The organism is Microcystis aeruginosa NIES-4325 (genome assembly GCF_008974145.1).
GTDB classification, from domain to species: Bacteria; Cyanobacteriota; Cyanobacteriia; order Cyanobacteriales; family Microcystaceae; genus Microcystis; species Microcystis aeruginosa_G.
In genome coordinates, this window is record NZ_BJKP01000052.1 from 1 (window position 1) to 13,541 (window position 13,541).

Here is a 13,541-nt window from a genome sequence, read left to right on the forward strand (position 1 = left end):
AAATAAGTAACCAAGAATTAGAAAACTATGAATATGTAAGGGTTAAAGTAGGGGTTAACTCTTATCATATCGTACCTGTCGCAGAAATTCCACTAGATTCTAGCGATAACTATGAGAGTAGTCATCTCCGTACCAAGACAGGTGAGATAATTCCCCGATATACCAAGAGATACCGAGAGAATTTCAAAATAAAACCTGACGGGTATTATTTCAAAAAGGATCCGATCCGCAATTGGGAGTTAAATGGTGGAGTTTTGGAACAAGTTCCTTTTTAACTAGAGTGATGATGGACTACCTAATCATTCTAAGCGTTATTCTGCTGGTTTTAGCTATCAGAACGATTACTATTCTCCTATTGTTAACTCATGGGTGTTTGACAATGGGAAGTTAGTCAACGTTGATAATTTAATCCATGTAGATTGCGATAATTTCATTAAAAACAGCAGCACGGCCTACGATACTGATGAGGTAACTAATGAGTAAATTTTATTTTGTTCGAGACTCGATCGGCCAATGTTGGGTTAATCTAGATCACGTTACTTTTATTAACTTAGAAAGTGACAAGTTAATCCTAAAAATGTCAAATAATTCTAGTATTTTTGTTGATGGTGAAGACGTGATCGCTTTGTCCCAAGTTCTTTGGAATGAAACCGTTAATTGGGATGAAGAATTCCGAGATGACAAGCGCTACAATCACGAGGATATTCCTAGCCTAGAGGAAGTAATGCAAAATGAGCCAAATTATGAACCGACTCTAGAAGAAATACACGAGGACTATCCTGATCTAAAACGTGACGACGACGACGACGACGATGATGACTTTCCCTGGATAGCATCTACAGGAATTCGTCTAGAAGAAAGTGAGTTTTAACCTAGTCGCGCCCTCTCGCCTAAAAAGCGAGAGGCCGGGGTTAGGATCCAAACCTGATCCTAGTCCGAGAGTGTCTTTTATTATGATTTCGAGCTTTAGCTTGTCCAATAATCGTAAGACTTCGAGGACTTTTAAGAATTTTGCCTTTTAAAGTGAGATAGGGACTAAAAGGCCCTACGGGAGTATCGTAAGGCTAATTCTTTTTAAATCTAATTAACTCCCATTATAAACCATGAAAAGAATACTAGGGATAGACGTTAGTCGTAATTGGGCTATCGTGGTTTTGTTGTGCGAATTTCCGTCTGTTTCTCCCTTGCAATACTCGAAAAATATTGGAGAACCAATTAAAGGATACTCGCGGATCAAAGGAAATACTCAACTTAATGAGATAGCTTACAAGTTAGAGTGTAATGCAGAAGCAATCGAGATTGTTAAATCCTTAGAAGTCGATGCTATCATCTTAGAACCTACGGGTTACTGGTATGCAAGCTTCTGGGTTAATTGTGCTAAGAAGTTAGGACTAGATATCTATTGGATATCTCATCAGCAAACTAAGATAAATCGTCAGCACTACTTTAAGACTAAGAACAAAGACGACTATCTTGACGCTTTAACTATTGCATTAACCTATTTCGACAAGTCAGGGTTAGACGATCTAGGTAATCCTCCGATCTTAAACAATTATGACCATGACTCAATCGATCTACTCCGCTTGACTTTTCACGAAAGAGAACAACTTGATAAGAATAAAAACTCTTTGATTAATCAACTTAGACAGCGATTATGTTGTGAGTTTCCCGAAATTGCTCAGAAAGACTTTGAATATATCGGGGTTAATGGGCATAACCCCACGTTAGGGCATATCGCCGGGTTAAAAAAAAACTCGCGTATTAAGGACACTGCCGGAACTGGAATTAAGGAATATAGTCGGTTATTAGCTTGTGACATTATTACTTATCAATCTAGAATCCTGGTCAAGGAACAAGAGTTAAGAGAAATACTAGGGTTAAGTCATTTTAAGCCCTATTGCCAGGTATTTGACCAATTTCTTTTCGGGACTGTTACTCAAAGTTTATTACTTCTACACTGTTATCCTATCGAAAGATTCTTAGTCAACGGTAAACGCTATTTTAGAAGTAATCACGATATCAGTCTGAGAAAGTTTCAGGCTTATCTAGGGTTAAGCTACTCCTATCAAATTTCAGGGGATACATCAGCTAAGCAGAACAAAGTCAAAAAGTCTTGGAAGGGTTCCGACTTGGTACGTTCTCACTTGTATGCTCATGCAATGGTGACTATTTGCCCGAATAAACCCGCTAAAACGGAGATTATCGCTAAACTTAAGAACTCTTGGTTAAATCCTAGAAGTCACTCCTATTTTACTCAAAACGAGAAAACCGGGCAAAAAACCAAAGTCACCCAAGAGCTACCAAGTTTTAAAGCACTAGGCAAAGATGGACTTTGCCGTTTACTGTTTTACGAGACTAGGCTTTTGTATCGACTTTTAACGGGTAATTTAGTAAAGTGATTATTGCCTTTGATAAAATGTCGTTAAGGATACAATTTAGCAGAAACTAATCTGGATATTTTGATACAGAATGTAAAATTTTTTACGAGAGGACATCATGGCCACTACCACCCCTGTGATTGTTAGTGAAGGTTTACGCAAAAGTTACGGCTCTTTAGAGGTACTTAAAGGAGTTACAGGCACTCTTTATCAAGGGGATGTGGTATCGGTAATCGGTCCCTCTGGCTGCGGCAAAAGTACCTTTTTACGCTGTCTCAATCGTTTGGAAACAATTAACGGCGGCCGCTTGGAGGTGATGGGAATTGACATCTCTTCCCCGAAGTTAAATCAATCAGTCCTCCGCAAGTTACGCAGCCGGGTAAGTATGGTGTTTCAACACTTTAATCTTTTTCCCCATCTCACCGTTTTACAAAACTTGATGTTGGCCCCCAAGCAAGTGTTACACCACTCGGAAAATGAGGCTAAAGATACCGCAATTCATTATCTGGAAAAGGTGGGATTAGCCCCAAAAGCCGATGTTTATCCCGACCAATTATCGGGAGGACAAAAACAACGGGTGGCGATCGCTCGCAGTCTCTGCATGAAACCAGAGGTGATTTTATTTGATGAACCCACTTCGTCCCTGGATCCGGAATTAGTCGGGGAAGTGTTAAACGTTATGCGTCAATTGGCCGATGACGGTATGACTATGGTGGTCGTCACCCACGAAATGCAGTTCGCCAAGGAGGTCTCTAACAAGGTTTTGTTCTTTAATCAAGGTGTCATCGAAGAAGCAGGCGATCCCGACACCTTCTTTAATCATCCCCACAGCGAGCGCCTACAAGCTTTTTTAAGTCGCATCAATAGTAATTAGGGTTGGCTGAATTCAGGAGACAGGAGGTAGGAGACAGTATTCTCCCCACACCCCACACCCCCACCTCCCCATCACCCCACTTTCCCAACAATTGTAAAGAAATATTACAATTATGCCGTTATAACAGCTTACCATCTTGACAGGGAGGGAAGACAGTGGTTATAGTAAGGACACATACCCGGGTAAACCAATTTAGTGATATGCAAGACAAGCAAAAAGTCACACTGTACCTTCCCCCTGGAGTCCATCGTCAACTAAAGATAAAAGCTGCGATCGATGAAGAATCGATGTCAGGGCTGGTGGAAAAAGCGATCGCTTTTTACCTAAAATACCCCGAAAAGGTAGAAGAAATTGAAGCCGCCGCCTATGGCAAAACCTATCAGGTTCATGTCTGTCCCGAGTGTGATGCCGCGTTAGTAATGAAAGAAGATCGGCTAAGGTCGATCAAACACCAGCCCGCAATAGTGGGCGACGAGTTCCCGATCGAAGTTCCCGAACCCGTTGGCGCTCAAGGAATCACAGAGGGAGAAGCGGCCTTAGTTCCCTGCTAAACTCTCAGTAGCCGAACAAGGCATCTACAGCCATCAGCCGCCCAAGGTCAAAACCGTTACCACAAATAGGGTCGATGTTATGAAAGAAGAGCTAGAAATTCTCGTCAAGGCTCAGTATCCCCTGATTTACCTCGTCACCTCCGAGGAGGAAAGGGCGGAAGAAGCCATCAGCAAAATAGCCCAACTAAATACACAACATCGACGGGTGTTTGTCTGGACTGTCACCCACGGCATGATCGAACTGGGTCAACCGCGCCAAACCAGTCAACATAATACCGTGTCGCCAGAAGCGGCGATCGAATGGGTAGTGCGTCAACGGGAAGCGGGCATCTACATTTTCAAAGACCTGCATCCGTTCATCACTTCTGCTCCGGTCACTCGCTGGTTAAGAGATGCGATCGCCAGCTTTAAAGGAACCGAAAAAATCATAATTCTAATGTCTCCCCTGCAAGAAGTCCCCATAGAACTAGAGAAAGACGTAGTAGTTCTAGATTTTCCCCTGCCGGACATGGGAGAGTTAGATACAGTTCTCTCGCAGCACCTGGGCAAAAATCAAAATCGTCGTACCACCACAGAGGTCCGGGAAAAACTCCTGAAAGCAGCTTTGGGTTTAACCAAAGATGAAGCTGAAAAAGTTTACCGCAAAGCCCATGTAAAAGCGAACAAACTTACGGAAGACGAGGTAGAAATCGTCCTTTCCGAGAAAAAACAACTGATTCGCCGCAACGGAATTTTAGAATACGTTGAAGAAGACGAGACCATCAACGCCGTCGGCGGTCTGGAAGAATTAAAAAAATGGTTAAAACAGCGCTCGAACGCCTTTACGGAAAGAGCCAGAGGTTACGGACTCCCCCAACCGAAAGGGATGCTAATTTTAGGAGTACCGGGCTGTGGTAAGTCCTTAATCGCTAAAACCACCTCGCGCCTCTGGAGTTTACCGCTCCTGCGCTTAGATATGGGAAGGGTTTACGATGGTTCCATGGTGGGACGGTCTGAGGCTAACCTGCGTAATGCCTTAAAAACTGCCGAATCCATCTCCCCGGCGATTCTGTTCATCGATGAATTAGATAAAGCTTTTGCCGGTGGTACAGGGTCCGCCGATTCCGATGGGGGAACCTCTAGCCGCATCTTCGGCTCCTTCCTGACCTGGATGCAGGAAAAAACCTCGCCCGTCTTCGTTATGGCCACAGCTAACCGGATTGAACGGCTACCGGGGGAATTTCTCCGCAAGGGGCGCTTCGATGAAATCTTCTTTGTGGATTTGCCCAATTCCGAAGAAAGACAAGATATCTTTAATATTCACCTGACTAAACGACGCTCCGACATTTCTCGCTTCGATTTGGAGCAGTTAGCCAAGGTATCCGATGGGTTTTCCGGTGCGGAAATAGAACAGGCGCTGATTGCCGCCATGTATGAGGCCTTCGCCCAAGATCGCGAATTCACGCAATTGGACATTATTGCGGCGATTAAGGCGACTCTGCCCCTATCTCGCACCATGACCGAACAGGTAACTGCCCTGCGTGATTGGGCCAGACAACGCGCCCGACCTGCTTCGGCCTCCGTCGCTGAGTACCAGCGATTGGAGTTCTAACAGACTTTCGCCCGCTCCCAACGGGATGAAAGGCTAGTTCTCAGGGACTAGCAATGCCTCGAAAAGCCGCTTGGCGGCACTCTTTAACTCTCAATCTGTTGTTGTTAATTCTTATCTACAAAGAGGAAATTCCAATGTCTCATTTCAGCACTCTCCGGACAAAAATCACCGATGCCGAAATCCTCAAAGCTTCTCTCCGCGACCTCGGCATTAGCGTTAAAACCGAAGCTGATGTTCGTGGTTACAACGGTCAACGGGTTCGCTCCGACATCGTTGCTGTTCTCGATGGCGAATATGATCTCGGTTGGTCTCGCAATACCGACGGCAGTTTCGATTTAATCGCTGACCTCTGGGGTGTGGCCAAAAAACACAATCAAACCGAATTGATCAACTCGATCAACCAAAAATACGCTGTGAACAAAACCCTATCCGAAGTGAAACAGCGCGGTCTGCAAAACGCTAACGTTAAGCTAGTCGTTCAAAGCTAAGATTTACAGCGCGTTCCCAAGCCTAGGGGTTGACCAGTTCGGTTAACCCTTTTTTCTGTCTCTGGGCTATGTTAAGAATAGTAAAATTAACTTGACAAAAATGCTCCGACCCGAAGAAAGAACTAAACTCGATCCGACCAAAGACAGCGATTTTTATGCTTTTCCCCGCTTTGTCACCCACGTGGATGAGGGTTTTATCGATCAATTAACTGCTCTCTACCGAGAGATATTATCGCCGAATACGCGCATTTTAGACCTGATGAGCAGCTGGGTGTCCCATTTACCGGAGGAGATGGAATTCGAGCATATCGAAGGTCACGGGATGAATGGGGAGGAGTTAGCCAAAAATCCCCGCTTGCATAGTTATTTTGTCCAAGACCTCAATGCACAGCTAAAATTGCCCCTAGAGGATAGTTCTTTTGACGCGGTGTTAATCACGGTGTCGGTGCAGTATTTGCAGTATCCAGAGGCGATTTTTGCGGAACTTTATCGCATTTTAAAGCCTAATGGTCTGGTGGTGGTCAGTTTTTCCAATCGTATGTTTTACCAAAAAGCGATCGCTGCTTGGCGCGATAATAGCGATTTAGGCCGGGTAGCGTTAGTGAAATCCTATTTTAAATCGGTGGCGGGATTTAGGGAAGTACAGGCGATCGTTCGTCCTGCTACTACCCCCAGTTTCCTGCAAATGTTAGGAATTATGGCCGCCGATCCCTTCTATGCAGTGATAGGGAAAAAAGAATCATCTCTAGGATTATAATCACCGTTAACACTACTAGGGTTATTCCTAATAATTATTAGGTGCGTTCCCCCTCGTCGATTAGTTGCTTAGTCGCATTTGCAGCAGGGAACGTACCCGACAAAATCATTAAGTTCTCCCCGTTGCAAGTCGTTAAATTCCGCCTAACAACCCTCAACGTTGAGGAGGAATTTGCCACTTTAACTCCTCAATTAGTGATGGGAGCTGCGATTGAACCACATCCCAAACGATGTTGATGTTGACATCATCATACTCATGTACCAACCGATTTCGCATTCCCTTGATTTCTTGCCAAGCAATGTTCGGCAAGTTCTGTCTGGTTGTTTGGGAAACTCGTCCGGCGGACACTGAGCTTTTACATTGAGCTTTTACATTGAGCTTGTCGAAATGTGTCGAAGTGTCGCTCACGGTAATGGTCATGGTATTGTTACTCCCAAGGTTTCAAGTTGCCGATCTCAAAAACGTGGCCGATAGCTGATAACTGAAAGCTCCTTAAATATCTAACCTTTGGTAGATGCTATTAAGATGATTCAAGTGCTGCTGGGGATCAAAGCAACTTTCGATCTCGTCGGGGGATAAAATAGCGGTAACTCGTTCATCTTGACTGATAAAAGCTTTAAAATTGCCGTTATCGGTGTTCCAAGCACTATGGGCGTTTTCTTGGACGATTTTATAGGCAGATTCCCGGCTAATTCCCTTACTCACCAAAGTTAAAAGAACTCTTTGACTGAAAATTACGCCGCCGTAAACATTCATATTTCGCTTCATGTTTTCGGGATACACCAGCAGATTTTTGACTAAATCGGTGATTTCCTTGATCATAAAGTGGGTCAAAATGCAGACATCCGGCAGCATTACCCGTTCTACGGAACTATGGGAAATATCTCTTTCGTGCCAGAGGGCGATATTTTCTAAGGCGGAAACGCTATGACTACGGATAATTCTCGCCATTCCCGTTAAGCGTTCTGAACGGATGGGATTACGTTTATGGGGCATAGCGGAGGAGCCTTTTTGTCCTTTGGAAAAGTATTCTTCCACTTCTAGGACATCGGTTCTTTGCAGATTGCGAATCTCCACGGCAAAACGTTCGATCGAAGCCGCTAATAAGGCTAATTGTTGCACATAATCGGCGTGTCGATCGCGCGAGATCACTTGAGTGGAAGCGGTATCCGGTTCTAATCCTAACTTCTGACAGGTTAACGCCTCAATTTTGGGGTCAATATTGGCATAGGTTCCCACTGCACCGGATATTTTACCGATGGCGATGTCTTGACGCAAGCGAATTAAACGATCGCGTCCCCGTAGCACTTCCGCTAACCATCCCGCTAGTTTAAAGCCAAAGGTGATCGGTTCGGCGTGAATGCCGTGGGAACGTCCTACCATGACTGTATAACGGTGTTCTTGGGCGCGATAGCGCAGGGCTTGAATAAAATCTTCTAATTGTTCTAAAATCAGGTTTAAACTGGCGACTAATTGTAAGGATAAAGCAGTATCTAGTACATCAGAACTGGTTAAGCCCAAATGAATATAACGTCCCGGCTCACCCACATATTCGTTAACATTTGTTAAAAAGGCGATGACATCGTGGCGCACTTCTGCCTCTATTTCTAAAATGCGATCGGGATCAAAATTAGCCTTTGCCTTAATTTCTTCTACTGCATCTGCGGGAATATAGCCTAATTCTGCCTGCGCTTCACAGACGGCTATCTCTACCTCTAGCCATGTTTGATATTTATATCTATCCGTCCACAAATTCCCCATTGCGGGGAGAGTATAACGCTCGATCACTATTAATTCTTCCAAGACAACCTTTTAATTGTATCGGATCGGGGCAAGTCTGGGAATAGGCAAGGGGCAGCGGCAGCAATTCTCAGTTTTAGACACAGCAAGCCTTTTAGGGATTTAAAGAACATTTTAAAGGGGGATTTTTGGGGCAACTTTGGGTGTACTATCACGTCAAAAGCCTGAAGACTCGTCAAATGAAATTCGCCATCCCATTGAATTTTACCCCGTATGATGCGAACTAACTCCCAAAAGCCTTGCTACAGGGCACATTTAGAATTGCTGACACAGTGTTTTTTTGTTGCGGTTAATCATCCGAATCTGATATTATAGTCATTTCAATTAAGATTGACAATATCAATGCCATAGTTCATAAGGGTTTAACTGGTCTAGAGTGTATCAGACTTATCTGAAATGACTATACTTAGCCCGAACTGGGGTTCTTCTAGCTGTTGGAGCTTGCTCTGGCGCAGGCCTTCTCCCACTAACTATCGCTAATGATTAGACAAACTCGGTTTTCAGCAAGCGGTTTCGAGACAGCGAACCCGTGATTTTCCCGGTCGATCATTGATCGAGCCTCCACAGGCCTTTTTTTGGAGTTGATCGAACCATGTTGCAAGGATGGATTCAAATCGCGCTCACGATCCTGATAATCGTGGCAATCACCCCCTTTTTCGGGGGGTATATGGCGAGGGTTTTCATGGAACAGAGAACCCTACTCGACCCACTGTGCGATCGAGCCGAGAATCTTCTTTACAGCTTCGTCGGAGTGAAAGGAAAAGAGAATATGACCGGCTGGCAGTACGCCCGCGCCGTTCTCTACAGTAACGCGGTAATAGCAGTTCTGGTTTTTTCCCTGATTGCGGGACAAGGAGTCCTTCCCCTCAACCCGACCGGAATCCCCGCCCCCACTTGGGACACCACGCTACATACGACGATTTCCTTTATCACCAACACCGACCAACAGCATTATTCCGGAGAAACCACCCTCAGCTACGGGAGTCAGAGCTGGGGACTCGGCTACCAGATGTTCACCTCGGCCGGAACCGGTCTAGCGGTGGGGATCGCCTTTATTCGGGGACTGACGGGGCGACCGTTGGGCAATTTCTACGTCGATCTGATCCGAGCGATCACCCGTATCCTCTTACCGATCTCGATCGTGGGGGCAATTGCCCTGATCATCGCCGGAGTTCCGGAAACCCTCGCCGGCCCGGCGATCTTGCCGACGCTAGAAAACCCCAACCTGAGTCAGGCGATCGCCCGCGGTCCAGTGGCCCACTTCGAGATTATTAAGGAATTGGGAGAAAACGGCGGCGGCTTTTTTGCCAGCAACTCGGCCCACCCCTTGGAAAACCCGAACGGATTCGTCAATCTGGTACAGTTGGTGGCGATTCTCTCGATTCCCACCTCCCTGATCTATACCTACGGGGTTTTCGCCGATAATCTCAAGCAAGCTCGGTTAATCTATCTAATTCCCCTCGGTATCTTCATCGGCTTTACGATCATCACAGCGATCGGAGAATATAACGGCAACCAGGCGGTTAACTCCCTGCTAGGGGTTGATCGAGCGGTTAACTTCGAGGGGAAAGAAGTACGCTTCGGTTGGGCGCAATCGGCCCTGTACGCGGTAACTACCACGGCCACCATGTGCGGTGCGGTGATCGCCATGCACGATTCCTTGATGCCGAACGGCGGCTTTGCCACCCTCTCGAATCTGTTCCTGCAAATCGTTTTTGGAGGCCAGGGAACCGGCACCGCCTACCTGTTCGCCTATCTAATCCTCGCGGTATTCGTCACCGGGCTAATGGTGGGAAGAACCCCAGAATTCCTCGGGCGCAAAATTGAGAAACGGGAAGTGGTATTAGCCAGTTTTTTAATTCTGCTGGTTCACCCGATTGCCATCCTCATCCCCGGAGCGATCGCCCTTGCTATCCCTGATTTTCAAGGCATCAGTAACCCCGGCTTTCACGGATTATCTCAAGTTATCTACGAGTACGCTTCCGCCGCTGCCAATAACGGGTCGGGATTCGAGGGACTGGCGGACTCCCAACCCGCACCGCTTGCGATCGCATCTGGGGCAAAACCGACGATGACCGCTCTCTGGTGGAATCTGAGCACCTCCTTTAGTTTACTTGCCGGACGGTATATTCCGATCGCTGCCCTGCTCTTGTTAGCCGATGGGATGTCCCGCAAACAACCGGTTCCCGCCACCACCGGAACCCTCCGCACCGATACCGGACTCTTTACCGGCGTGACGGCGGGGGTGATTTTAATTCTCGGTGCGCTCACTTTCTTGCCGATATTGGCTCTCGGGCCGATCGCGGAAGCCTTTCAAATCACCCGGATGATCGGCTAGGAGTTTAGATAATTTATGAGAACGAACAAAGGAAATTCTAAGTCCCCCCGACCGTTGCGAGTGCCGAGAGGTCGCCGGGACGACCGCCGCCACACCCCCAAGGTAAACCGGACCGGTCTCTATCAAAGCGCGATCCGGCAGTCCTTCCTCAAACTCGACCCGCGCATCGCCGTGCGTAACCCGGTCCTGTTCGTGGTCTGGTTAGGAACGATCGTCACGGCCTTAGTCACGATCAACCCGAATCTATTCGGCACAATCGCCGCAGACAGCGGACAACAACGGCTACTTAACGGCATCATCACCCTGATCCTCTTCTCCACGGTGCTGTTCGCCAACTTCGCCGAGGCGGTCGCCGAGGGACGGGGAAAAGCCCAGGCCGATGCCCTACGCTCCACCCGCAGCGACACGACTGCCAGAAAAATCCTGGCCGACGGCTCGATCGAGTCGGTCAGTTCCACGGCCTTGGGTCGGGGCGATCGGGTAAAACTGGTGGCCGGGGACGTGATTCCCGCCGATGGGGAAGTGATCGAGGGAATCGGTTCGGTGGATGAATCGGCGATCACCGGAGAATCGGCCCCGGTCCTCAAACAACCCGGCACCGACATCGCCAGTTCCGTCACCGGTGGTACGCGGCTTCTCTCGGACGAGTTGACAGTGCGGATCACCCAAGACCCCGGCCAGGGTTTTATCGATCGCATGATCTCCCTTGTGGAAGGGGCCGAGCGCACGAAAACCCCCAACGAGATCGCCCTGACGGTACTTCTGGCCGTGTTAACCCAAGTCTTTCTAATTGTCGTGGCCACGATTCCGCCGATCGGGAACTATATCGCCGGTTTCCTGGAAACGAGCCTCGGGCCGGCGGTTGCGGATACCTTTCGGGCCGGTTCCAGTATCGCCATCTTGATCTCGCTCCTCGTCGCCCTCATTCCCACGACGATCGGCGGTTTATTGAGCGCGATCGGCATCGCCGGGATGGATCGTGTGGCTCAGTTTAACGTCATCGCCACCTCCGGGCGCGCGGTGGAAGCCTGCGGCGACGTGAATACCCTCCTTCTCGACAAAACGGGAACGATCACCCTCGGCAACCGACTGGCTGACGAATTTATCCCCGTGAACGGTCATAACCTCGAGGAATTAGCCCGCATCTGTCTAGCGGCCAGCCTTTTCGACGAAACCCCGGAAGGACGCTCGATCGTTGCCTTAGCCCGGAATTTGGGCGCGAACCTCGATATCGATGGCCAACCTGGCGAGGTAATCCCATTCTCGGCTCGTACCCGCATGAGCGGCACCGATAGGGACGGCGAGGAATACCGCAAGGGGGCCGTAGAAGCGATTAAAGGTTTCGTCCGTTCTAGGGGTGGTTCCGTTCCCGATACCCTCGATCAGGCCCAGGAAAGGGTTTCCCGTTTGGGGGGAACTCCCCTGGCCGTCTGTCGGGGTAACGATATCTACGGGGTGATCTATCTCAAAGATATAGTGAAACCGGGATTAAAAGAGCGTTTCGACCAATTACGGCGCATGGGGGTGAGAACGATCATGCTCACCGGCGACAACCAGATCACGGCCTCGGTGATCGCAGCGGAGGCAGGGGTGGATGATTTTATCGCCGAGGCTACCCCAGAAGATAAGATCGAGGTGATCCGTCGCGAGCAATCCCAGGGCAAGTTAGTTGCCATGACGGGGGACGGCACTAACGACGCACCGGCACTGGCCCAGGCTAATGTCGGTGTGGCGATGAACTCTGGAACCCAAGCGGCGAAGGAGGCGGCTAATATGGTGGATCTGGATTCTGACCCGACCAAGCTGATCGATTTAGTGACCATCGGCAAACAGTTATTAATTACCCGCGGCGCCCTGACCACGTTTTCGGTAGCTAACGATATTGCTAAGTATTTCGCCATTATCCCGACGATTTTCGCCGCCGCTGGGATCGGTGCTTTAAATATCATGGGTTTGAAAAGCGCTCAATCGGCGATCGTCTCAGCCCTGATCTACAATGCCCTGATTATCCCCGTTTTGATTCCCCTAGCACTTAAAGGCGTTCAATTTCGCCCGCTCACCGCTGACCAACTATTGCGGCGCAATATCCTCATCTACGGCGTGGGGGGCATGATTGCGCCGTTTATTGCCATTAAGATTATTGATGAGATAATTTCAGCGATCGGGTTGAGGTAATGGTAAAATCTGCAATATTTAAGCCTAGTTTATTCGGATTGAAGCACTCGAATCGGGATTTTACCCAAAAAGAAACATGGGGTAAAAATCAATTTAATTCCTCATTTCCAGCTTCTTTGTGCGCTTACTTAGATGGGAAAAGACCGAAAAATGTATATTTGAAACTTGATGAAAATTTAAAAATTCAACCGGCGGAGTTAAGTACAAAAGAGTTATACGGTCTAGCTCCCGATTCCGATAATTTATTTTATGCTTTCGAGAGTCAATTTAGAGGAGGGAGCAAAATGATCACAATCGATTTATTCGCTGGTTGTGGTGGTTTATCTTTAGGTTTCCAGAAAGCGGGGTTTACTATTGTGGCTGCATTTGATAATTGGATACCTGCTATAGATGTCTATAGAAATAACTTTAGTCATCCGATATTTAATGTCGATTTATCTAGAGAATCTAGCCAAGAAATATGGGAGCAAGTCAGTTTTGTCAGAACATAAATACTATTCAATAGCTAAAGACTGTTATTTAGGTAAGCACAGCGGTGTTTAAGCACTTGAGGGATATTTTCTTCATTCCACTGGGCTCCAGAAATTTT

The 13,541-nt window shown here is 47.5% G+C and carries 12 protein-coding genes and 1 pseudogene; 11 read left to right on the plus strand and 2 right to left on the minus strand.

The window, feature by feature from the left end; all coding sequences use genetic code 11:
* From MiAbW_RS20285 to MiAbW_RS17900, 8 genes are all read left to right on the plus strand, one after another.
* Window positions 1-275: hypothetical protein (locus tag MiAbW_RS20285; RefSeq protein ID WP_238707337.1), on the plus strand; the 275-nt coding region annotated here is incomplete at its 5' end.
* A gap of 200 nt (window positions 276-475) precedes the next feature.
* Window positions 476-871: a hypothetical protein gene (locus MiAbW_RS17870; RefSeq protein ID WP_151697201.1), complete on the plus strand. Its 396-nt coding sequence runs from the start codon at window positions 476-478 to the stop codon at window positions 869-871.
* 232 nt (window positions 872-1,103) lie between these two features.
* Window positions 1,104-2,399: an IS110 family transposase gene (locus MiAbW_RS20290; RefSeq protein WP_238707338.1), complete on the plus strand. Its 1,296-nt coding sequence runs from the start codon at window positions 1,104-1,106 to the stop codon at window positions 2,397-2,399.
* A gap of 97 nt (window positions 2,400-2,496) precedes the next feature.
* On the plus strand, window positions 2,497-3,252 hold the full coding sequence (locus MiAbW_RS17880) for an amino acid ABC transporter ATP-binding protein (RefSeq protein ID WP_151697202.1): 756 nt from the start codon (window positions 2,497-2,499) through the stop codon (window positions 3,250-3,252).
* A gap of 200 nt (window positions 3,253-3,452) precedes the next feature.
* A complete protein-coding gene (locus tag MiAbW_RS17885) occupies window positions 3,453-3,803 on the plus strand; it encodes a hypothetical protein (protein WP_151697203.1) in 351 nt (116 codons plus the stop codon).
* A 79-nt stretch (window positions 3,804-3,882) separates the two neighbouring features.
* Window positions 3,883-5,394, plus strand: coding sequence for a stress-responsive protein Ycf46 (gene ycf46 / locus MiAbW_RS17890; protein ID WP_061430126.1), 1,512 nt, complete (start codon window positions 3,883-3,885; stop codon window positions 5,392-5,394).
* A 134-nt stretch (window positions 5,395-5,528) separates the two neighbouring features.
* Window positions 5,529-5,882: a DUF1257 domain-containing protein gene (locus MiAbW_RS17895; RefSeq protein ID WP_002731874.1), complete on the plus strand. Its 354-nt coding sequence runs from the start codon at window positions 5,529-5,531 to the stop codon at window positions 5,880-5,882.
* 100 nt (window positions 5,883-5,982) lie between these two features.
* Window positions 5,983-6,639 carry a class I SAM-dependent methyltransferase gene (locus MiAbW_RS17900; RefSeq protein WP_151697204.1) on the plus strand — a complete coding sequence of 219 codons (657 nt, stop codon included), beginning with the start codon at window positions 5,983-5,985 and terminating at the stop codon, window positions 6,637-6,639.
* 153 nt (window positions 6,640-6,792) lie between these two features.
* On the opposite strand, the gene MiAbW_RS17905 is transcribed toward MiAbW_RS17900, so the two are convergent.
* Window positions 6,793-7,059, minus strand: coding sequence for a HepT-like ribonuclease domain-containing protein (locus tag MiAbW_RS17905; RefSeq protein ID WP_238707339.1), 267 nt, complete (start codon window positions 7,057-7,059; stop codon window positions 6,793-6,795).
* 72 nt (window positions 7,060-7,131) lie between these two features.
* Window positions 7,132-8,427, minus strand: coding sequence for an adenylosuccinate lyase (purB, locus tag MiAbW_RS17910; RefSeq protein WP_151697208.1), 1,296 nt, complete (start codon window positions 8,425-8,427; stop codon window positions 7,132-7,134).
* 604 nt (window positions 8,428-9,031) lie between these two features.
* On the opposite strand from purB, the gene kdpA reads away from it, so the two are divergent.
* From kdpA to MiAbW_RS17930, 3 genes and pseudogenes are all read left to right on the plus strand, one after another.
* A complete protein-coding gene (kdpA, locus tag MiAbW_RS17920; RefSeq protein ID WP_151697206.1) occupies window positions 9,032-10,777 on the plus strand; it encodes a potassium-transporting ATPase subunit KdpA in 1,746 nt (581 codons plus the stop codon).
* Window positions 10,778-10,792: 15 nt separating this feature from the next.
* Window positions 10,793-12,952, plus strand: a complete 2,160-nt coding sequence (gene kdpB, locus MiAbW_RS17925) for a potassium-transporting ATPase subunit KdpB (protein ID WP_151697207.1) — start codon at window positions 10,793-10,795, stop codon at window positions 12,950-12,952.
* Window positions 12,952-13,422: pseudogene (locus tag MiAbW_RS17930) on the plus strand (HindVP family restriction endonuclease); the annotation flags it as partial. The gene kdpB and the pseudogene MiAbW_RS17930, both read left to right, overlap by 1 nt.
* Between the last annotated feature and the right edge of the window lie 119 nt (window positions 13,423-13,541).

Coding starts and splice junctions, on each gene's coding strand:
- MiAbW_RS17870 (WP_151697201.1), top strand. CDS start 476: ATGAGTAAATTTTATTTTGTTCGAGACTCGATCGGCCAATGTTGGGTT.
- MiAbW_RS20290 (WP_238707338.1), top strand. CDS start 1,104: ATGAAAAGAATACTAGGGATAGACGTTAGTCGTAATTGGGCTATCGTG.
- MiAbW_RS17880 (WP_151697202.1), top strand. CDS start 2,497: ATGGCCACTACCACCCCTGTGATTGTTAGTGAAGGTTTACGCAAAAGT.
- MiAbW_RS17885 (WP_151697203.1), top strand. CDS start 3,453: ATGCAAGACAAGCAAAAAGTCACACTGTACCTTCCCCCTGGAGTCCAT.
- ycf46 (WP_061430126.1), top strand. CDS start 3,883: ATGAAAGAAGAGCTAGAAATTCTCGTCAAGGCTCAGTATCCCCTGATT.
- MiAbW_RS17895 (WP_002731874.1), top strand. CDS start 5,529: ATGTCTCATTTCAGCACTCTCCGGACAAAAATCACCGATGCCGAAATC.
- MiAbW_RS17900 (WP_151697204.1), top strand. CDS start 5,983: ATGCTCCGACCCGAAGAAAGAACTAAACTCGATCCGACCAAAGACAGC.
- MiAbW_RS17905 (WP_238707339.1), bottom strand. CDS start 7,059: ATGACCATTACCGTGAGCGACACTTCGACACATTTCGACAAGCTCAAT.
- kdpA (WP_151697206.1), top strand. CDS start 9,032: ATGTTGCAAGGATGGATTCAAATCGCGCTCACGATCCTGATAATCGTG.
- kdpB (WP_151697207.1), top strand. CDS start 10,793: ATGAGAACGAACAAAGGAAATTCTAAGTCCCCCCGACCGTTGCGAGTG.